Here is a 17,613-nt window from a genome sequence, read left to right as displayed (position 1 = left end):
GGCGCCTACCGTGTGCCGGTCGGCGGCAGGATGCCGCCGTCGCGCAGCGGCTGCAGCAGGCGCCAGTCGAGCGGCGGCGGGTCGATGCCTCCGACGATCTCGACGGCGAGGCGCTCTGTGCGCCCACCCCACCGCATCACGGCCGTCACCTCCCGATCGAGTCGCTCGTCGTCGGCGCCGGTCAGGGTGGGTGCGCTCACCGCGAGGCGCGATCGCACAGCGCCCCAGACCTGATCGGTGACCGTGACCCGGCTGCGCACCTCGACGGTGTCTCCCCACGGCGCCTGGTAGCTCGCGAGCAGTTCGCCCTCCTCGATGAGGGTCACGGTGCGCAGATCGTCGGCCGCCGTCGTCATCAGGGTCTGCACGGCCGTCGCCACGGCCGCCTGGTCGGGCTGGCCGAGCACGACGCCGACGACGGGCACCGGCTCCGCATCCGAAGCATCGGTCGGCAGCACGCCCGAGAACAGGAGGTTGGCGCCGACCGCGGGGCCGAGCGTGCCGGTCTTCAGCCCGGTGATGCCCGCGGTGCCGAGGGCGCGGTTCGTGTTCTCGAACACCCCCACCCCGTCGACGGCGAGGCGCGGCATGGCGGCTGCCGCGGCGACCACCGGGTTCGTCGCGGCGATGCGGGCGAGCGCCAGCAGGTCGCGCGGGGTGGCGCGGTTGTCGAGCGAGAAGCCGGTGGCGTCGGCGATCGTGATGCGCTCGAGTCCGACCCGATCGAGCCACTCGCGAGCCGCCCGGCGGTAGTCGTCGATCGAGCCGAACGCCCAGATCGCCAGCGTGTCGGCGTAGTTGTTGGCCGAGCGCACGATCATCAGCTCGATGATCTGGCGCTGCGTCAGCACGGCCCCGACCGGCACGGGCGCGAACGAGCCGCCCATGGCGATGTACGACTGCGCCAGGCGGGCGTCGGCCGCCGTGAGAGTAATGCCGGGGCCCTCGGCGTCGCCGTCGATGGGGCGGGCGTCGAGCACCACGAGCGCGGTCACCAGCTTGGTGATCGAGGCGAGCACGCGCGGCTCATCGAGGTTGCGCGCGGCGAGAACCTGATCGCCCTCCGCGAGCGCGATCGCGGCGGCACCGGTCGGCAGCGTCACCGTGCCGGGCGGGGTCTCGACCACGTCGTACGCGGGGATGACGGGGCTCAGGATCGGCACCGGGGCGAGCACGGCCAGCACCGCGTAGCTGCCGAGCGCGAGCGCCGTGACGAGCGACACCACCGTGCCGATGAGGCGGACGCGGGCGCGTCGAGGGGTCGAGCTCACGCCGAATCTCGCCAGACGACCTCGGTCGCGAGGAGGGCGCCGTCGGCGGGGCGGCCACCGGAGCGCACCTGGTCGAGCACGAGCTCGGCGGCGCGCGCTCCGAGCTGCCCGGCCGGCTGGCGCACCGTGGAGAGCGCGGGCTGCGCCCGGAGCGCCCACGTGCTGTCGTCGAAGCCGACGACGCCGATGTCGGCCGGCACGCGTCGGCCGGCGCCGCGCAACGCCTCGAGCGCTCCCGCCGCGACCGCGTCGGAGGCGGCGAACACGCCGTCGATGTCGGGTGCCGCGCGCAGCAGCTCGGCCATTCCGGCGACGCCGGCCGCGTAGGTGTAGAAGGGCTGCCGAGAGACGAGGGTGTCGTCGAACGACGCACCGAGGGCATCCCGGAAGCCGGCGAGTCGATCACGGCCCGAGTCGCGGTCAAGACCGGCGGCGATCATGCCGACGCGTCGGCGCCCCGTCGCGACGAGCCGCTCGGTGATCCGCCGCGCCGCACCCCGGTTGTCGATGCCCACCCAGGGCAGCTGGGACTGGTTATCGGGCCGACCGATCATTACGGCGGGAAGCCGCAGGTCGGCGATCGCTTGCGAGATCGGATCTCCTTCGCGGGCCGAGACGATGATGGCGCCGTCGACGAACCCGCCGCCGAGGTAGCCGGTGACGCGCTGGGAGTCCCGATCGTCATCGATCAGCAGGGACACCAGCTGGTAGTCGGCGGCCGAGAGAGCGGCGTTGGCCCCGAGGAGGATCGCGCCGATGTTGGGGTCGTCGATGAACACGGAGTCGGGCTCGTGCACGATGAGGGCGATCGCGCCGGAGGACTGTGTGGCGAGGTTGCGGGCGGCCGTGTTGCGCACGTAGCCGACCTTCGCGATGGCCGCCTCGATCGCTTCGCGGGCCGCGGCCGAGACGTAGGGCTCCCCGTTGAGGACGCGCGAGACGGTTCCCCGCGAGACGCCGGCCTCGGCCGCGACGTCGAAGATGGTCGCGCGCTTGTGGCGGGGTGTGGGAGCGGTCACGGGGTCAGTGTATCGGCGGCCCCGGAGGCGGGATGGTTGACATCGTGCGAGCGCCGTGTCTAGTCTGTGAGCGCTCACAGAAAACCTCCTCCGCGAGCACTGGTCATCGACCTGTGCACGCTCACAGAGGGGGCGCTCGGAGCGACAACGATGTTGACCCGCGCCCGGAAGGACGGCCTGTGACCACTCCCCTGACCCTCAGCGCCGAGCAACCGCTCGTGCCGGGCTGGGAGACGCGCGCGATCACCCTCGGGTGCGACTACAACCCCGAGCAGTGGGACGAGTCCGTCTGGGTCGAGGACATCCGCCTGATGCGCGAACTCGGCGTCGACCTCGTCGCCGTCAACATCTTCGGCTGGGCGCAGTTGCAGCCGCAGCCCGGTCCCTTCGACTTCAGCCGGCTCGACCGCATCATCGCGATGCTCCACGAGGCGGGCATCCGCGTGAACCTCGGAACGGGCACGTCGTCGCCGCCGCCGTGGATGGCGCGCATCCACCCCGAGACCCTTCCCCAGTTCGCCGACGGCACCCTCGCCTGGCCGGGCGGTCGTCAGGCCTGGTGCCCGAGCTCGCCGGTGTTCCGCCAGAAGGCGCTCGAGCTCGTCACCGCGATGGCCGAGCGCTACGGCGAGCACCCGGCGCTCGCGCTGTGGCACGTCTCGAACGAGCTCGGTTGCCACAACGCGCTGTGCTACTGCGACGCCTCGGCGGTCGCCTTCCGCGGCTGGCTCCGTCAGCGCTACGGCACCCTCGACGCGCTCAACGCCGCGTGGGGCACCGCCTTCTGGAGCCAGCGCTACGGCACCTGGGAGGACATCCTGCCGCCGCGCGCCACCCGCTCGGCCGGCAACCCGGCCCACCTGCTCGACTTCAAGCGCTTCTCCTCCGACGCGTTGCTCGACTACTACCGCGCCGAGGAGTCGGTTCTCCGCGCCCGCTCGTCGGCCCCGATCACCACCAACCTGATGGTCACGGCGCACATCCAGACCCAGGACTACTGGAGCTGGGCGCCTGCGCTCGACCTGATCGCCAATGATCACTACCTCGACCACCGTCTGGCCGACCCGCTGGCCGAGCTCGCCTTCAGCGCCGACCTCACGCGCGGCCTCGCTGGCGGTGCTCCGTGGATGCTCATGGAGACCTCCACGAGCGCCGTCAGCTGGCAGCCGGTCAACCATGCCAAGCGCGAGGGCGAGCTGCTGCGCACCGCCCTCGGCCACGTCGCCCGCGGCGCCGACTCGATCTGCTTCTTCCAGTGGCGCGCCTCGCGCAGCGGCGCCGAGAAGTTCCACTCCGCGCTGCTGCCGCACAGCGGCACGGCCGGCACCGGCTGGGCGCAGAGCGTCGAGCTCTCGAGCGTGCTCGACCGGCTCTCCCCCGTCGTCGGCAGCCGGGTCGAGGCCCGTGCCGCGATGGTCTTCTCCTGGAACGCCTGGTGGGCGGCCGAGGGCGACGCCCAGCCGAGCCGTCTCCTGCAGTACCTGCCCGCAGCGCACCGCTACCACCGTGCGCTTCGGGCGCTGGGGGTCACCGTCGACATGGTTGCGCCCGAGGCCGACCTCAGCGACTACGACCTCGTGGTCGTGCCGACGCTGTACACACTGACGGATGCCGCTGCCGAGCGCATCGCCGCGGCCACGGCCGCGGGCGCGACCGTGCTCGTCACCCCGTTCAGCGGCATCGTCGACGAGCACGACGCGATCCGCCCGGGCGGATACCCGGGGGCCTTCCGCGAGCTGCTCGGCGTCGTCGTCGACGAGTTCCGTCCGCTCGCGGCGGACGCTGCGGTGCACCTTGGCTCCGGCCGGCGCGGCACCATCTGGAGCGAGCAGCTGCGCGTGCTCGATGCCGAGGTGCGCGACGTGTTCGCCGACGGCCCGGCCTCCGCATCCGCCGCCCTCACCCGCCGCGCCGTCGGGGCCGGCACGGCCTGGTACACGGCCGCCGTGCTCGACGACGACGGAGTGCGGGCGCTGCTGCGTGAGCTGTGCACTGAGGCGGGCATCGACGTGCTCGAGGTCGGTGACGATGTCGACGTCGTGACGCGGGTCTCGGCCGCCGGCCGGTTCCAGTTCGTGATCAACCACCGCGACGCGCCGGTCACGGTGCCCGTCGCGGGGCTCGACCTGGTGTCGGGTGAGCAGACCATCGGTGCGACGACCGTCCCTGCAGGCGGCGTCCGCGTCATCCACGTCGGAAGGAGCGATCATGGCCGTTGACAACGCCGTCAGGCCGTCGCGCGCGGTCCGGCATCGGGGAGCCCTCGCGGTCTTCCTCGTGCCGTTCGCCGTGCTGTTCACGCTGTTCTATCTCGTCCCGATCCTGTACGCGGTCTACCAGTCGCTGCTGACGGTCGAGCGCGAGGGCACCTTCGGACCGGCCGTGCAGGTCTTCGGCGGCCTCACCCAGTACATCCAGGTCTTCCAGAACGAGCCGTTCTGGGCCTCGATCGGGCGCGTGCTGCTGTTCGGGGTCGTGCAGGTGCCGATCATGCTCGGGCTCGCGCTGATCCTGGCCCTGCTGCTCGACTCGCCCCTCGTGCGCGGCACGAAGTTCTTCCGCCTGGCGTTCTTCGCGCCGTATGCGGTGCCCGCGGTCATCGCCGCGATCATGTGGGGCTTCCTGTACTCGCCGAACCTGTCGCCGTTCACCGCGGTGACCTCGAACGTCGATCTCCTCTCGGCGGAGACGGTGCTCTGGTCGATCGCCAACGTGGTCACCTGGGTCTACGTGGGCTACAACATGCTCATCATCTACTCGGCGCTCCTGTCGATCCCCCAGGAGATCTACGAGGCCGCTCGCCTCGACGGGGCCGGGCAGTTCCGCATCGCGTGGGCGATCAAGATCCCGCTCGTGGTGCCGGCCCTTGTGCTGACCGGCATCTTCTCGATCATCGGCACGCTGCAGCTGCTCGCCGAGCCGCAGGTCTTCCAGAGCTTCTCCTCGGCGGTGACGAGCACGTTCACGCCGAACCTGACGATCTACTCGACCGCGTCGATTCCGAACATCAGCCTCGCGGCGGCCATGTCGGTGGTGCTCGCGCTGGCGACGTTCATCCTCTCGTTCACCGTGCTCAAGCTCACCCAGCGGAGGGCCACGTCATGACCGTTACGACCGAGACTCGGGCCCTGCGCACGCAGGGAGCCCGCGTGAAGCCCTCCCGTGACGGCGGCATCCGCGAGAGCGCGATCTCCCGCGCGGTCGCGATGGCCGTCATGATCGTCGCCACGCTGTACTTCCTGACGCCGCTGTGGTGGCTGTTCGTGGCGTCGACGAAGACGCGGCAGGAGTTCACGACCACCAACCCGCTGTGGTTCTCCGACTTCGCCCTCTTCGACAACATCGCCGCGCTCATCCAGTACCGCGATGGCGTCTTCCTGCAGTGGCTTGCGAACAGCGCGCTCTACGCCGGCGTGGGTGCGGCCCTGGCGACACTCATCGCCGCGATGGCCGGCTACGCGATCGCGAAGTACTCCTTCCGCGGCCGCGAGACCTTCTTCAACGTCATCCTCGGGGGCATCCTGGTGCCGGCGACGGCGCTCGCGCTCCCGCTGTTCCTGCTGTTCAGCCAGGCGGGCGCGACGAACACCATCTGGGCCGTGCTGCTGCCCAGCCTGGTGAGCCCCTTCGGCGTGTACCTGTCGCGCATCTACGCGGCCGCGAGCGTGCCCGATGAGATCATCGAGGCCGCCCGCATCGACGGCGCGGGCGAGGTGCGCACCTTCTTCACCGTGGCGACGCGGCTGATGGCACCGGCCCTCGTGACGATCTTCCTGTTCCAGTTCGTCGCGATCTGGAACAACTTCTTCCTGCCGCTGATCATGCTGCGCGACGAGGGCCTATTCCCCGTCACGCTCGGCCTCTATGTCTGGAACACCCAGGTGAGCCAGATCCCCGACATCCGCGCGCTCGTCGTCATCGGCTCGCTGCTGTCGATCATCCCCCTCATCGTCACCTTCCTCGCACTGCAGCGGTTCTGGCAGTCGGGGTTGGCGAACGGCGGTCTCAAGTGAGCCGCCGACAGACCCTCGACCGCCCGACGGCCGAGTGGAGCACCACCACCAATCGAAAGGAACACAGCATGGCGATCACTCGCGTCGCACGCGTGGGGGCCATCGCGGCCATCTCCGCGCTTGCGCTGACGGCCTGCTCGACCGCGGCCCCCGAGGGCCCCGCGGCGGGCGGCGACTGCGCCCCCTCCGACGGTCCCGTCACCCTCACCTTCACGAGCTGGCTGCCCGGCGTCGAGGAGGCCGTGGCGATCTGGAATGAGGAGAACCCCGACATCCAGGTCGAGGTGCAGACCGGCCCGAACGGCAACGGCGGCACCTACCAGAACTTCTTCAACCAGCTCGCGGCCGGCAACGCGCCCGACCTGGGTCAGATCGAGTTCGACGCCATGCCGAACTTCCGCGTCCAGGACGGCCTCGAGAACATCGCGGCCTGCGAGGGCATCCTCGAGGCTGAGGAGCTCTTCGTGCCCTGGACCTGGAGCCAGGTGACCTTCGGCGAGGAGAACGCGGTCTACGCGATCCCGCAGGACACCGGCCCCATGGCCATGTTCTACCGCGCCGACCTGTTCGAGGAGAACGGCATCGCCGTTCCCACCACGTGGGAGGAGTACGAGGCCGCTGCCGCGCAGATCCGTGAGCTCGGCGGCTACATCAACAACTTCTCGCAGAGCGACATCAACGCCTTCGCGGGCCTGGTGTGGCAGACCGGCGGGCAGTGGTTCTCGAACGACGCCGACGGCTGGAGCGTCAACCTGACCGGCCCGGAGACCACGCAGGTCGCCGAGTACTGGCAGGGTCTGATCGACAACGACCTCGTCGCCGTCTACCCGCCGTGGACCGACGAGTGGAACGCGGCCTACAACTCGAGCGAGATCTGGACCTGGGTCTCGGCCGTCTGGGGCGCCAACACCATCGCGAGCGGCGCGCCCGACACCGCCGGCAACTGGGCTGTCGCCCCGATGCCGCAGTGGGAGGCCGGCGCGAGCGCTGCGGGCAACTGGGGTGGCTCGACCACCGCGGTGCTCAAGGGCTCGGACCACCCCTACGAGGCGGCTCAGTTCGCCCTGTGGCTGAACACCGACGCTGACGCGCTCACCGCGATGAACCGCACCGCCAACATCTACCCGGCGACCATCGAGGGCGGCAGCCTGCCGGCCTTCGGCGAGGGCCTGGAGTTCTACGGCGGCCAGAACATCTACGAGGTGTTCGCCGAGGCTGGCAACAACGTCGACCCCAACTTCACCTGGGGCCCGACGATGACGCAGGTCTACAACGATGTCGCTGACGGGTTCTCCGCTGCCGTGTCCGGCAACGGTACGCTTCTGGACGCGCTGACCGCTGGTCAGGCCTCCACGATCGCGGCCCTCAAGGCGGCGTCGATCCCCGTCAAGGAGTAGGTATTCCGCTTCTCCACATCCGTGCCGCGGGTGTCAGCCTCGTGCTCGACGCCCGCGGCACGGCCGTGCCACGGCTCCTCCACTGGGGCTCCGATCTCGGGGCGGTGGAGCCGGAATCCCTCAGCGCCGTGGCCGACGCCGGTCGCGCCATCGCCCCCAGCTCACCCGACGTACCGCTCTCGCCGAGCCTGCTGGCCTCCGCCGCGGAGGGCTTCAGCGGCTCGCCCGTGCTCGTGGCGCGGCGGGCGGGTGCTCCCCTCGCGCGGCTGCCGCTCCGCATCCGTCGCACCGGCCTCACGCACGACGCCACGGCGATCACGGTCGAGCTCGCGGCGGCCGACGACCACGGCCCCCTGCTCGCGCTCACCTGGCGTGCGGCCCTGTCGCCCGAGGGCGTGCTGACCATCGGGTGGGATGCCCGCGCCGAAGCCCCCGAGGGCGTCGACCTGCACCGCCTCGCGGTCGCCGTGCCCGTGCCCGCCCGGGCCGACGAGCTGCTCGACTTCACGGGTCTCTGGGCCTCCGAACGGCGCCCGCAGCGCGGAGCCGTGCGCGACGGCCTCCACCTGCGCGAGCAGCGTCGCGGCCGCCCCGGCCACGACGCGCCCTACCTCACCGTGGTCGGCACGCCGGGTTTCGGTTTCCGCTCCGGCGAAGTGTGGGCGCTGCACCACGCCTTCAGCGGCAACAGCAGCACCGGGGTCGAGGCGCTGCCGACCGGCCACCGCCGGCTGCTCGCCGCCGAGCTGCTCGAGCCGGGTGAGATCGTGCTGGCGCCGGGTGAGCTGTACACCGCGCCCGAGGCCGTGCTGGCGTGGTCGGATCGCGGGCTCGATGGCGTCAGCGACCGGCTGCACCCCTTCGTGCGCGCCCTCAGCCCCTCCACTCACCGGCCGGTCGTGCTCAATACCTGGGAGGCGGTGTACTTCGACCACGACCTCGACCGCCTGTTGCCGCTCGTGGAGGCCGCGGCGGACCTCGGCATCGAGCGCTTCGTGCTCGACGATGGCTGGTTCCACGGTCGCACCGATGACCGCCGGGCGCTCGGCGACTGGACGGTGGACCCCGAACGCTGGCCGGAGGGGCTGCATCCGCTCGCCGACGCCGTCATCGCGCGCGGCATGGAGTTCGGGCTGTGGGTCGAGCCCGAGATGGTCAGTCCTGATTCGCGGCTGGCGCGCGAGCATCCTGAATGGATGCTGGCCGAGGCCGACACGGAGACCGGCGCGGAGGCGCACCATCCCCCGTCGTGGCGGTTCCAGCACACGCTCGACCTGACGATCCCCGCCGCCCGCGCGCACGTGCTCGCGGCGCTCGACGCGCTGCTCGACGAGTACCCGATCGCCTTCCTCAAGTGGGACCACAACCGTGATCAGCACGCTGGCAGTGCCGCCGCGCACACCCGCGCCGTCTACGCGCTCATCGACGACCTGCGCGCCCGGCACCCGCACGTCGCGATCGAGAGCTGCGCCTCCGGCGGCGCCCGCGTCGACCTCGGCATCGCGCGCCGCGTGCACCGGTTCTGGACCAGCGACACCAACGATGCCCTCGATCGCCAGCGCATCCAGCGCTACAGCGGCCTGCTGATGCCCCCCGAGCTGCTCGGCGGGCACGTGGGCGCCCCGCGCGCGCACATCACCGGGCGCCGCCACGACCTGTCCTTCCGGCTCGCCACGGCGCTGTTCGGCAGCGCCGGCATCGAGTGGGACATCACTGCGGCGTCGGACGACGACCGCGCGGTGCTGCGCGAGTGGGTGACCACGGTCAAGCGGTTCCGCCCTCTGCTGACGACCGGCCGCACGGTGCGCACCGACGAGGCGACTGACGACCGCGTGGTGCACGCGCTCGTCGCGCCCGACGGCGGCGAGGCGCTGATCGCGCTCGCCACCCTCGCAACGGCGGCCGTCGCGCTCCCGGCACCCCTGCGCCTGCCGGGCCTCGACCCTGCGCGCCACTACCGCATCGAGCCGGTCACGCTCGGCGCGCCCCCGCACGCGGTGCAGGATGCTCCCCCGGCGTGGCTCGCCGCCGGCGGCACGACGATCCCGGGTGCGCTGCTCGCCGAGCTCGGCCTGCCCGTGCCGCTTCTCGGGCCTGAGCAGGCGCTCGTGCTGCACGCGGTCGCCGTCGACTGAGCTGTCGTGCGCGCCGCTCCGTGCGCGCCGCTCCTCGCGCGGCGCGCGGCCTGCAGCGCACGGCGCCTATGGTCGCGCTTGCAGCGCGTAGAGCGCCACGGCGGTCGCCGCGGCGACGTTGAGCGAGTCGACGCCGTGCGCCATCGGGATCGTCACGACGGCGTCGGCTGCGGCGAGAGCGGCCCGGCTGAGCCCGTCGCCCTCGGTGCCCACGACGACGGCGACGCGCTCGGGCGAGGTCGCGGCGAACTCACGCAGGCCGACCGCGTTGTCGGCGAGGGCGAGCGCGGCGATGGTGAAACCCGCCGCGTGCAGCAGCGGCACGGCGTCGTTCCACTCGGGCAGCCGGGTCCAGGGCACCTGCAGCACGGTGCCCATCGAGACGCGCACGCTGCGCCGGTAGAGCGGGTCGGCGCAGCGCGGGGTCACGAGCACCGCATCCGCCCCCAGCCCTGCGACGGAGCGGAATATCGCACCGACGTTGGTGTGGTCGACGACGTCCTCGACGATGACCACGCGGCGGGCATCCCGCAGCAGCTCGGCGACCGGGGTCAGCGGCGGCCGGTGCATGCTCGCCAGGGCGCCGCGATGCAGATGGAAGCCGGTGAGCTCCTCCAGCACACCCGCCGAGCCGACGTGCACGGTGACATCGTGATCACCGAGCAGCGCCTCGAGCTCGGGCAGCCAGCGCTCGCTCGTCAGCACCGAGCGGGGTTCGTGGCCGGCCCGCAGCGCCCGCTCGATGACCGTGAGCGACTCGGCGATGTAGAGCCCGCCCTCCGGCTCGGTGACGCGCCGCAGGGCGACGTCGGTGAGGCGCGCGTAGTCGGCGAGGGCCGGCTCGTCGAGGCTCGTGATGGGGGCGATGCGCATGGATGCTCGTCTCGTGCTCGGCGGAACGCGGGTCGCGCTTCCAGCCCCCGGAAACATATCCGAAACCCGGGCGTTCTAGTCTGCGAGAGGGAACCACCGGAGGCCTCATGTCGATCGCCGCACCGCTCGTCGAGCTGGATGCCACGGCGCGCGCCGCGGTGGATCAGGCCGTCGAGCTGCTGCGCGGTCGTCGTATCGCCGTGCTGACCGGGGCCGGCGTGAGCACCGACTCGGGCATTCCCGACTACCGCGGTGTGGGGGCGCCCGTGCGCACGCCCATGACGTACAGCCAGTTCCTCGCCGACGAGCCGTACCGGAAGCGCTACTGGGCTGGCAGCCATCTCGGCTGGAGCCGGTTCGCCGCCTCCCGCCCGAACGCCGGGCACGTGACGCTCGCCGAGCTCGAGGCGAGCGGCATCGTCACCGGAGTCGTCACGCAGAACGTCGACGGCCTGCACATCCGCGCCGGCAGTCGGCGCGTCGTCGACCTGCACGGCAGCATGGACCGCGTCACGTGCCTGCACTGCGGGCAGACCTTCGACCGCGGAGCGATCGCCGAGCGCATCACCGCGCTGAACCCGTGGCTGAGCGACGCCGACGCGACCATGAATCCGGATGGCGATGCCGAGGTCGCCGACGTCTCGCGGTTCGCCGTGCCCGAGTGCTCGGTCTGCGGCGGAACCCTCAAGCCCGACATCGTCTTCTTCGGCGAGTTCGTGCCGCCCGTCAAGTTCGAGGAGGCCCGCGGCATCGTGGCCCGCTCGGACGCGCTGCTCGTACTCGGGTCGTCCCTCGTCGTGAACTCGGGCATCCGCCTCGTCGGCCAGGCGGCGAAGAAGCGCATCCCGACGATCATCGTCAACCGCGGTGAGACGAAGGCAGACTCCCGCGCCGCCCTTAAGATCGAGGCAGGCACGACCGAGACGCTCGCCGCTCTGCGCGACGCACTGTCGGCCTGATCGACCCCGACCGCCGGGGCCGGCGGAAGGACTGCTCATGACGGTGTTCGCGCTCGTGCGCCACGGCGAGACCGACTGGAACCGCGAGCGGCGCATCCAGGGTTCGACCGACATCCCGCTGAACGACCTCGGCCGCGAGCAGGCGCGGGCCACGGGCGCGCTCCTCGCCGACCGGCGCTGGACGGCCCTCGTCGCCTCTCCCCTGTCGCGGGCGGCCGAAACGGCCCGGTTGATCGGCGAGGCGGTCGGCCTCGGCGAGCCCGAGCTGGAGGCGCGGCTCGCCGAGCGCGACTACGGTGAGGCCGAGGGGCTCACCGGCCCCGAGATTGACGCGCTCTTTCCCGATGGCGCCGACGTGCCGGGGCGCGAGCCGCGCGAGGCCGTCGCCGAGCGGGTCGTCGCGGCGCTGCACGACCTCGCCGCCCGGCACCCCGGCGAGGCGGTGATCGTCGTCGCCCACGGTGGCGTCATCCGCAGCGTGCTCGAGACGGTCGCGCCCGGACAGCACCGGGAGCCGATCACGAACGGCTCGGTGCACTCCTTCCGGCACGCCGACGGCTCGCTCGAGCTCGTCGCCTTCGACGACCCGATCGACGAGCGCTCGATCTTCCCGTACACCGACGACTTCGAGCAGCAGAACCGTCTCGCCGAGCGCGAGCGGGAGGCCCGCTGATGGCGTCCGGCCCCGAGCGCTTCCTGCAGGCGACCGCGCACCTGCCGATCACTCCGCAACGGATGCCCGACTCGACCCACACGGCCGCTGAGGCTGCCGCCGCGGTCGGTGTGGAGGTCGGCGCGATCGTCAAGTCGCTCGTCTTCGTCGTCGTGCACGACGACGACCGCCGCGAGCCCGTTCTCGCTCTCGTCTGCGGCGGCAACCGCGCCGATCTCGACGCCCTTGCCGCGGTGCTCGGCGGGCGCATCGAGAAGGCCGACGCGACGACCGTCAAGGCCGCGACGGGCTACTCGATCGGAGGGGTGCCGCCGCTCGGGCATCCCGCCCCCGTGCGCACGGTGATCGACCGCGACCTGCTGCGCTTCGACACGGTCTGGTCGGCGGCGGGCAGCGCCTACGACGTGTTCCCGGCGAGCCCGCAGCAGCTCGTTGCGTGGACGGGCGGCGAGCTCGCCGACATCGGCACCCGCTAGCACCTCGCGCGGGATCCCCGCGTTCCGTGGATTCACGAGTGTCGTCCGGCGCGCGGATACCGGACGAGCTCAGCGGCGTCCCAGCGCGGCCTGCTCGCGCAGTAGCTCGAGCAGCACGGCGGCCGACCGTCCCCAGTCGAACCGGGCCGCCTCGGCGGGGGCCGCGGCCGAGCGGCGCTCCCACTCCCCCGCCGCCAGCAGCTCGGTGACGCTCGCGGCGAAGGCCTCGGCATCCCCCGGCGTCGCGTACAGCGCCGTCTCGCCGCCGATCTCGCGGAAGATCGGGATGTCGCTGACGACGACGGGCGTGCCGCGCCCCATCGCCTCGACGAGCGGGATGCCGAAGCCCTCGTCGCGCGAGGCGCTCACGAGTGCCATGGCACCGTCGAGCAGCGCGGCGTACTCGTCGTCGCTCACGCCGTCGTGCACGACGAGCGCGCCGGCCGGGGCCGCCGCCTCGAAGCGTGCGCGATCGGCGGGGCGGATGCGGCTCAGCAGGTGCAGCCGCGCCCCCGGCAGGTGGTGCAAGGCCGCCACGAGCGTGTCGACGCCCTTGTACGGCATGAACGAGCCCATGTAGACGAGCTCGATGCCCTCCGGGCGCGAGCGCGGCGCGACGGTCGCCGGCCGGTCGGCGGCGTTCGGCACGACCGTGATCGACCGCCGTGTCAGCCGGTGCTGCTGCATGAGCGCGCGGGTGGTCTCGCTCACGGTGACGACCGCGTCGGCGCGGTTCAGCAGCAGCCGCTGCGGCCACCACGCCAGGTGGTACAGCCGCCAGCCAAGGCGCACCGGCCAGGGCAGGTCGCGCGGCGGGGTGGGGTGCGCGTAGTAGATGAGGTCGTGCAGGGTGAGCACGAGCGGGTAGCGCCGCCCGAGCGCTCCCATCGTCTGCATCGGGCTGAACACCACGTCCGGCGCGAGCCGGTTGACCTGGCGCGCGACGAACGGCTCGCGAGCGCTGGTGGGTCCGCTCACGATGTGCCAGGGCAGCCCGGTCGGCAGCATCGACAACTGCCGCTCATCGCTGATCAGGAGCTCGAGCGACTCGCCGTCGGCGAGCAGTGGGCGGAGGGCATCCACGAGGCTCGCGGTGAACCGGCTGATGCCGTCGTGGCGCGGGAACCGCACGTAGCGGCAGTCGATGAGGATGCGCATGATGCGACCCGGCGGCTCAGGCGAGGAAGGCGCGGATGGCCGCGGCCGCCTCGACCGGCTTCTCGTAGTGGATGAGGTGCCCGACGCCGGCGATGACCTCGAGGCGCGCATCCGGGAACAGCGTGACCAGGTGCTCCTGGGCCGCGAGCGGCGTGATGTCGTCCTCGTCGGCGACGACGAGCAACGTGCTCGGCGTCATGTCGGCCGCATACTCCGAGACGTCGTGCGAGACGGAGGCGCGGAAGGCCTCGAGAAGGCTCTGGCGGGTGGCGAAGGCCGAGAAGTAGCGGTCGTGCTCCTCGTGGATCCAGCGACGCAGGGCGCGGTCATCCGTCTTCGCCATCGTCTCGCTCATCACGCGCGTGACCAGGCGGCTGCGGAGGGCGGCGAAGCCGAGGCGCTCGGGCAGCGCGGCCCCCACCCGGTAGAACAGCACGGCCAGGCGCGTGAGAATGCCGCGCGGGCCGGCCAGCGCGTTCTGTCCGATCGGGTTGACGAGGATCACCCGCGGCGTCGGCACGCCGTTCGCGACGGCCGCGGAGACGACGATCGAGCCGAACGAGTGCCCGAGCAGAACCGCCGTGCCGTGCACGCCGGCCTCGTGCAGGAAGGCGTCGAGCCAGGCCACGTAGCCGTCGATGTCGTGCGGGCGGCCCTCGAGCGGCGCGCTGGCTCCGAACCCCGGCAGGTCGGGGGCGATGAACCGGATGCCCGGCAGCTGCGCCACGACCGGTCCGAGCCCGTGGTGGTCGCCGCGGAAGCCGTGCACGAGCACGACCGTGCGGTCGGCATCCAGCGGCCCGTACTCGACCAGGTGTGTGCGCGACCCGAGCACCTCGATGTCGCGCTCGCGCGCCGGGATGCGCGCGAGCGCCTCGGCGTACGGAGAAGGGGCGACCATCGTGATTAGTCTAGGCGGGTGTCGTTCACCGCCCCCCTCACCACTCCCGGCCTGACCCTCGACCCGCACTGGCACCGTCGTGCCGTGTTCTACGAGGTCATGGTGCGCTCGTTCATGGATTCGAACGGCGACGGCATCGGCGATCTCGCCGGGCTGATCTCGAAGCTCGACTACCTGCAGTGGCTGGGGGTCGACGCACTGTGGCTGCCGCCGTTCTTCGAGAGCCCGTTGCGCGACGGCGGCTACGACGTCGCCGACTACACGTCGGTTCTGCCCGAGTTCGGCACGATCGAGCAGTTCCGCGAACTCGTGACGAAGGCGCACGAGCGCAACATGCGGATCGTCATCGACCTGGTCATCAACCACACCTCCGACCAGCATCCGTGGTTCCAGGCCTCGCGGGAGGACCCGGAGGGGCCCTACGGCGACTACTACGTCTGGAGCGATACCGACGAGAAGTACGAGGATGTCCGCATCATCTTCGTCGACACCGAGGAGTCGAACTGGTCGTTCGACCCGGTGCGTCGGCAGTTCTACTGGCACCGCTTCTTCTCGCACCAGCCCGACCTGAACTTCGAGAACCCGAAGGTGCACGACGAGATCTTCGATATCGTCCGGTTCTGGGCCGACCTCGGGGTCGATGGCTTCCGGCTCGACGCGATTCCCTATCTCTACGAGTCCGACGGCGGCACCGGCGAGAGCGAGCCGCCCACCCACGCGTTCATCGCGAAGCTGCGCGCGATGGTCGACGAGGAGTACCCCGGCCGCATTCTCATCGCCGAGGCCAACCAGTGGCCCCACGAGGTCGTCGAGTTCTTCGGCACCGACGAGCAGCCCGAGTGCCACATGGCCTTCGACTTCCCGGTCATGCCGCGCATCTTCTACGCACTCCGCTCGCAGCAGGCGACCGAGCTCGAGCGGCAGCTGAGCGAGGAGGTGCACGCCCCCGAGGGCAGCGCCTGGGGGGTCTTCCTGCGCAACCACGACGAGCTGACCCTCGAGATGGTGAGCGAGGAGTACCGGCAGGCGATGTACGGCTGGTACGCCTACGACCCGCGGATGCGCGCCAACGTCGGAATCCGCCGGCGGCTGGCGCCGCTGCTCGACAACTCACGCGCCGAGCTTGAGCTGGCCCACGCCCTGCTGTTCAGCCTGCCGGGCAGCCCCTTCCTGTACTACGGGGACGAGATCGGCATGGGCGACAACATCTGGCTGCCCGACCGCGACAGCTCGCGCACGCCCATGCAATGGACGCCCGACCGCAACGCGGGCTTCTCGACCGCCGACCCCGGCAAGCTGTACCTGCCCGTCGTGCAGTCGCTCGTGTACCACTACAGCCAGACGAACGTCGAGAGCCAGCTCGCGCAGTCGCGCTCGCTGCTGCACTGGGTGCGCAACGTGATCCACGTGCGCAAGGCGCACCCGACCTTCGGCCTCGGCACGATGCGCGTGCTGCGCACCGACAACGAGTCGGTGCTGGCGTTCGTGCGCGAGTACGCCGGAACCGGGTCGCACCTGGGCGACTCCCCGGAGCGCATCCTGTGCGTGTTCTCGTTCGCCCACAACCCGGTTTCGGCGACGATCAGCGCCGAGGGGCTGGAGGGGGTTGGCCTGCACGACCTGTTCGGCGGCGCGCCCTTCCCCGCCGTCGGCGACGACGGCTCCCTCACCCTGACGCTCGGCACCCAGAGCTTCTACTGGCTGGGCGTGGAGGAGCGCTGATGGCCCTCCTCGACCGCGAACTGGCCGTCTTCGACCTCGAAACGACGGGCGTGGATGTCCGCACCGCCCGCATCGTCACCGCCTGCGTCGCCGTGCTCGACGCCTCCGGCACCGTGGTCTCCCGCCGCGATTGGCTGGCCGATCCCGGGGTCGAGATCCCGGAGGGTGCCGCGGCCATCCACGGCATCACGACGGAGCGCGCGCGGGCCGAGGGTCGCCCGGCCGCCGAGGTCGTGGCGGAGGTCGTGGCAGAGCTGCGCGCGCAGCTGGCGGTCGGTCGGCCGCTCGTGGTCTACAACGCTCCCTACGACCTCTCCCTGCTCGCCGCCGAGGCCGCGCGGCACGGTGTCGCGCCCCTCGTCGACCCGGCACCGGTGATCGACCCTCTCGTGCTCGACAAGGCCGTCGACCGGTACCGCAAGGGCAAGCGCACGCTCGAGGTCGCCGCGGTGCACTACGGCGTGACGCTCGACGGTGCGCACGACGCGGGGGCCGACGCGATCGCCGCCGGTCAGGTGGCGCGTGCCCTGGCGGCGACGCACGCCGCGGCGCTGCCCGCCACGCTCGAGGAGCTGCACGCTGCTCAGGCGCGCTGGCACGACCAGCAGGCCGACAACTTCGAGAACTACATGCGCACGCAGCGCGACCACAGCTTCACGGCCGACCGCGGCTGGCCTGTGCGCGGCTAGCCCGAGGTGGCCATCCCGCCGGTCATCAGGAACACCAGGGACAGCAGCAGCGGCGACAGGAAGAAGAGCACTCCGAGCGCGACTGTCACTGACGACACGATCATCGCGGCGAGCGAGAGACCCCAGCCGTGGAATTCGCTGTTGTCGCGCAGAGCGCGCCGGGAGCGCAGCGAGAGCCAGACGCCCCCGGTCGCGATCACCAGGCCCAGCGCGGGTGCGGCGATGAACCCGATCACCCCCGCAACCGCGAGGGTGACGGCAGCGACAACGACGCCCGGGTAGGTGCGAGCTGAGGAAACATCCGCGCTGGTCATGCCCGAACCCTAT

General features: G+C 71.5%; 16 protein-coding genes. 10 read left to right on the top strand and 6 right to left on the bottom strand.

Translation table 11 applies throughout. The features are described from left to right. Nucleotides 1-5: 5 nt before the first annotated feature. Together BJ959_RS01370 and BJ959_RS01365 are read right to left on the bottom strand one after the other, a co-directional pair. Nucleotides 6-1,271: a D-alanyl-D-alanine carboxypeptidase family protein gene (locus BJ959_RS01370; RefSeq protein ID WP_165878969.1), complete on the bottom strand. Its 1,266-nt coding sequence runs from the start codon at nucleotides 1,269-1,271 to the stop codon at nucleotides 6-8. Continuing rightward, the gene (locus BJ959_RS01365; protein ID WP_153981062.1) at nucleotides 1,268-2,290 is read right to left on the bottom strand and encodes a substrate-binding domain-containing protein; all 1,023 of its coding nucleotides are present in this window, start codon (nucleotides 2,288-2,290) and stop codon (nucleotides 1,268-1,270) included. Before BJ959_RS01365 ends, BJ959_RS01370 begins: the two co-directional genes overlap by 4 nt. A gap of 179 nt (nucleotides 2,291-2,469) precedes the next feature. On the opposite strand from BJ959_RS01365, the gene BJ959_RS01360 reads away from it, so the two are divergent. From BJ959_RS01360 to BJ959_RS12915, 5 genes are all read left to right on the top strand, one after another. Then, a complete protein-coding gene (locus tag BJ959_RS01360; RefSeq protein ID WP_341799836.1) occupies nucleotides 2,470-4,509 on the top strand; it encodes a beta-galactosidase in 2,040 nt (679 codons plus the stop codon). Next, nucleotides 4,499-5,395, top strand: coding sequence for a carbohydrate ABC transporter permease (locus tag BJ959_RS01355; RefSeq protein ID WP_153981064.1), 897 nt, complete (start codon nucleotides 4,499-4,501; stop codon nucleotides 5,393-5,395). Before BJ959_RS01360 ends, BJ959_RS01355 begins: the two co-directional genes overlap by 11 nt. Beyond that, on the top strand, nucleotides 5,392-6,303 hold the full coding sequence (locus tag BJ959_RS01350) for a carbohydrate ABC transporter permease (protein ID WP_165878970.1): 912 nt from the start codon (nucleotides 5,392-5,394) through the stop codon (nucleotides 6,301-6,303). The genes BJ959_RS01355 and BJ959_RS01350 overlap by 4 nt, the downstream gene beginning before the upstream one ends. Before the next feature lie 68 nt (nucleotides 6,304-6,371). Next, nucleotides 6,372-7,700: an ABC transporter substrate-binding protein gene (locus BJ959_RS01345; RefSeq protein WP_153981065.1), complete on the top strand. Its 1,329-nt coding sequence runs from the start codon at nucleotides 6,372-6,374 to the stop codon at nucleotides 7,698-7,700. 41 nt (nucleotides 7,701-7,741) lie between these two features. Continuing rightward, nucleotides 7,742-9,835: an alpha-galactosidase gene (locus tag BJ959_RS12915; RefSeq protein WP_341799837.1), complete on the top strand. Its 2,094-nt coding sequence runs from the start codon at nucleotides 7,742-7,744 to the stop codon at nucleotides 9,833-9,835. Nucleotides 9,836-9,901: 66 nt separating this feature from the next. Here the strand turns inward: BJ959_RS12915 and BJ959_RS01335 are convergent, their stop codons facing one another. Then, nucleotides 9,902-10,708 carry a TrmH family RNA methyltransferase gene (locus BJ959_RS01335; RefSeq protein ID WP_153981067.1) on the bottom strand — a complete coding sequence of 269 codons (807 nt, stop codon included), beginning with the start codon at nucleotides 10,706-10,708 and terminating at the stop codon, nucleotides 9,902-9,904. A 107-nt stretch (nucleotides 10,709-10,815) separates the two neighbouring features. Between BJ959_RS01335 and BJ959_RS01330 the strand changes: the two genes are divergently transcribed. Genes BJ959_RS01330 through BJ959_RS01320 form a run of 3 tightly spaced genes read left to right on the top strand, consistent with a single transcriptional unit; the run spans nucleotide 10,816 to nucleotide 12,816 of the window. Further along, entirely contained in the window at nucleotides 10,816-11,667 is an 852-nt protein-coding gene (locus tag BJ959_RS01330) for an NAD-dependent protein deacetylase (RefSeq protein WP_153981068.1), read from the top strand. Between the two features lie 37 nt (nucleotides 11,668-11,704). Next, the gene (locus tag BJ959_RS01325; RefSeq protein WP_153981069.1) at nucleotides 11,705-12,340 is read left to right on the top strand and encodes a histidine phosphatase family protein; all 636 of its coding nucleotides are present in this window, start codon (nucleotides 11,705-11,707) and stop codon (nucleotides 12,338-12,340) included. Further along, nucleotides 12,340-12,816, top strand: a complete 477-nt coding sequence (locus tag BJ959_RS01320) for a YbaK/EbsC family protein (protein WP_153981070.1) — start codon at nucleotides 12,340-12,342, stop codon at nucleotides 12,814-12,816. The genes BJ959_RS01325 and BJ959_RS01320 overlap by 1 nt, the downstream gene beginning before the upstream one ends. 69 nt (nucleotides 12,817-12,885) lie before the next feature. On the opposite strand, the gene BJ959_RS01315 is transcribed toward BJ959_RS01320, so the two are convergent. Together BJ959_RS01315 and BJ959_RS01310 are read right to left on the bottom strand one after the other, a co-directional pair. Then, nucleotides 12,886-13,974, bottom strand: coding sequence for a glycosyltransferase family 4 protein (locus tag BJ959_RS01315; RefSeq protein ID WP_153981071.1), 1,089 nt, complete (start codon nucleotides 13,972-13,974; stop codon nucleotides 12,886-12,888). A 16-nt stretch (nucleotides 13,975-13,990) separates the two neighbouring features. Further along, a complete protein-coding gene (locus BJ959_RS01310; protein ID WP_153981072.1) occupies nucleotides 13,991-14,875 on the bottom strand; it encodes an alpha/beta fold hydrolase in 885 nt (294 codons plus the stop codon). A gap of 18 nt (nucleotides 14,876-14,893) precedes the next feature. Here BJ959_RS01310 and treS point away from each other — a divergent pair, with 18 nt between their 5' ends. Both treS and BJ959_RS01300 read left to right on the top strand, forming a co-directional pair. Continuing rightward, nucleotides 14,894-16,597: a maltose alpha-D-glucosyltransferase gene (gene treS / locus BJ959_RS01305; protein ID WP_153981073.1), complete on the top strand. Its 1,704-nt coding sequence runs from the start codon at nucleotides 14,894-14,896 to the stop codon at nucleotides 16,595-16,597. Beyond that, nucleotides 16,597-17,286, top strand: coding sequence for an exonuclease domain-containing protein (locus tag BJ959_RS01300; RefSeq protein WP_153981074.1), 690 nt, complete (start codon nucleotides 16,597-16,599; stop codon nucleotides 17,284-17,286). The genes treS and BJ959_RS01300 overlap by 1 nt, the downstream gene beginning before the upstream one ends. On the opposite strand, the gene BJ959_RS01295 is transcribed toward BJ959_RS01300, so the two are convergent. Beyond that, entirely contained in the window at nucleotides 17,283-17,600 is a 318-nt protein-coding gene (locus BJ959_RS01295) for a hypothetical protein (protein WP_153981075.1), read from the bottom strand. The two genes, BJ959_RS01300 and BJ959_RS01295, sit on opposite strands and share 4 nt — an antisense overlap. Nucleotides 17,601-17,613 lie beyond the last annotated feature (13 nt).

Origin of the sequence: Microcella frigidaquae (genome assembly GCF_014200395.1) — a bacterium.
Classification (GTDB): domain Bacteria; phylum Actinomycetota; class Actinomycetes; order Actinomycetales; family Microbacteriaceae; genus Microcella; species Microcella frigidaquae.
The sequence above is the reverse complement of the archived record's forward strand: the minus strand, read 5'-3'. Positions and strand labels throughout refer to the sequence as shown.

What these genes read in the sequence shown, in the direction of transcription:
- BJ959_RS01355 (WP_153981064.1), top strand. Translation starts at nt 4,499, where the DNA reads ATGGCCGTTGACAACGCCGTCAGGCCGTCGCGCGCGGTCCGGCATCGG.
- BJ959_RS01335 (WP_153981067.1), bottom strand. Translation starts at nt 10,708, where the DNA reads ATGCGCATCGCCCCCATCACGAGCCTCGACGAGCCGGCCCTCGCCGAC.
- BJ959_RS01315 (WP_153981071.1), bottom strand. Translation starts at nt 13,974, where the DNA reads ATGCGCATCCTCATCGACTGCCGCTACGTGCGGTTCCCGCGCCACGAC.
- BJ959_RS01325 (WP_153981069.1), top strand. Translation starts at nt 11,705, where the DNA reads ATGACGGTGTTCGCGCTCGTGCGCCACGGCGAGACCGACTGGAACCGC.
- BJ959_RS01330 (WP_153981068.1), top strand. Translation starts at nt 10,816, where the DNA reads ATGTCGATCGCCGCACCGCTCGTCGAGCTGGATGCCACGGCGCGCGCC.
- BJ959_RS01295 (WP_153981075.1), bottom strand. Translation starts at nt 17,600, where the DNA reads ATGACCAGCGCGGATGTTTCCTCAGCTCGCACCTACCCGGGCGTCGTT.
- BJ959_RS01300 (WP_153981074.1), top strand. Translation starts at nt 16,597, where the DNA reads ATGGCCCTCCTCGACCGCGAACTGGCCGTCTTCGACCTCGAAACGACG.
- BJ959_RS01350 (WP_165878970.1), top strand. Translation starts at nt 5,392, where the DNA reads ATGACCGTTACGACCGAGACTCGGGCCCTGCGCACGCAGGGAGCCCGC.
- BJ959_RS01320 (WP_153981070.1), top strand. Translation starts at nt 12,340, where the DNA reads ATGGCGTCCGGCCCCGAGCGCTTCCTGCAGGCGACCGCGCACCTGCCG.
- BJ959_RS01310 (WP_153981072.1), bottom strand. Translation starts at nt 14,875, where the DNA reads ATGGTCGCCCCTTCTCCGTACGCCGAGGCGCTCGCGCGCATCCCGGCG.
- BJ959_RS01345 (WP_153981065.1), top strand. Translation starts at nt 6,372, where the DNA reads ATGGCGATCACTCGCGTCGCACGCGTGGGGGCCATCGCGGCCATCTCC.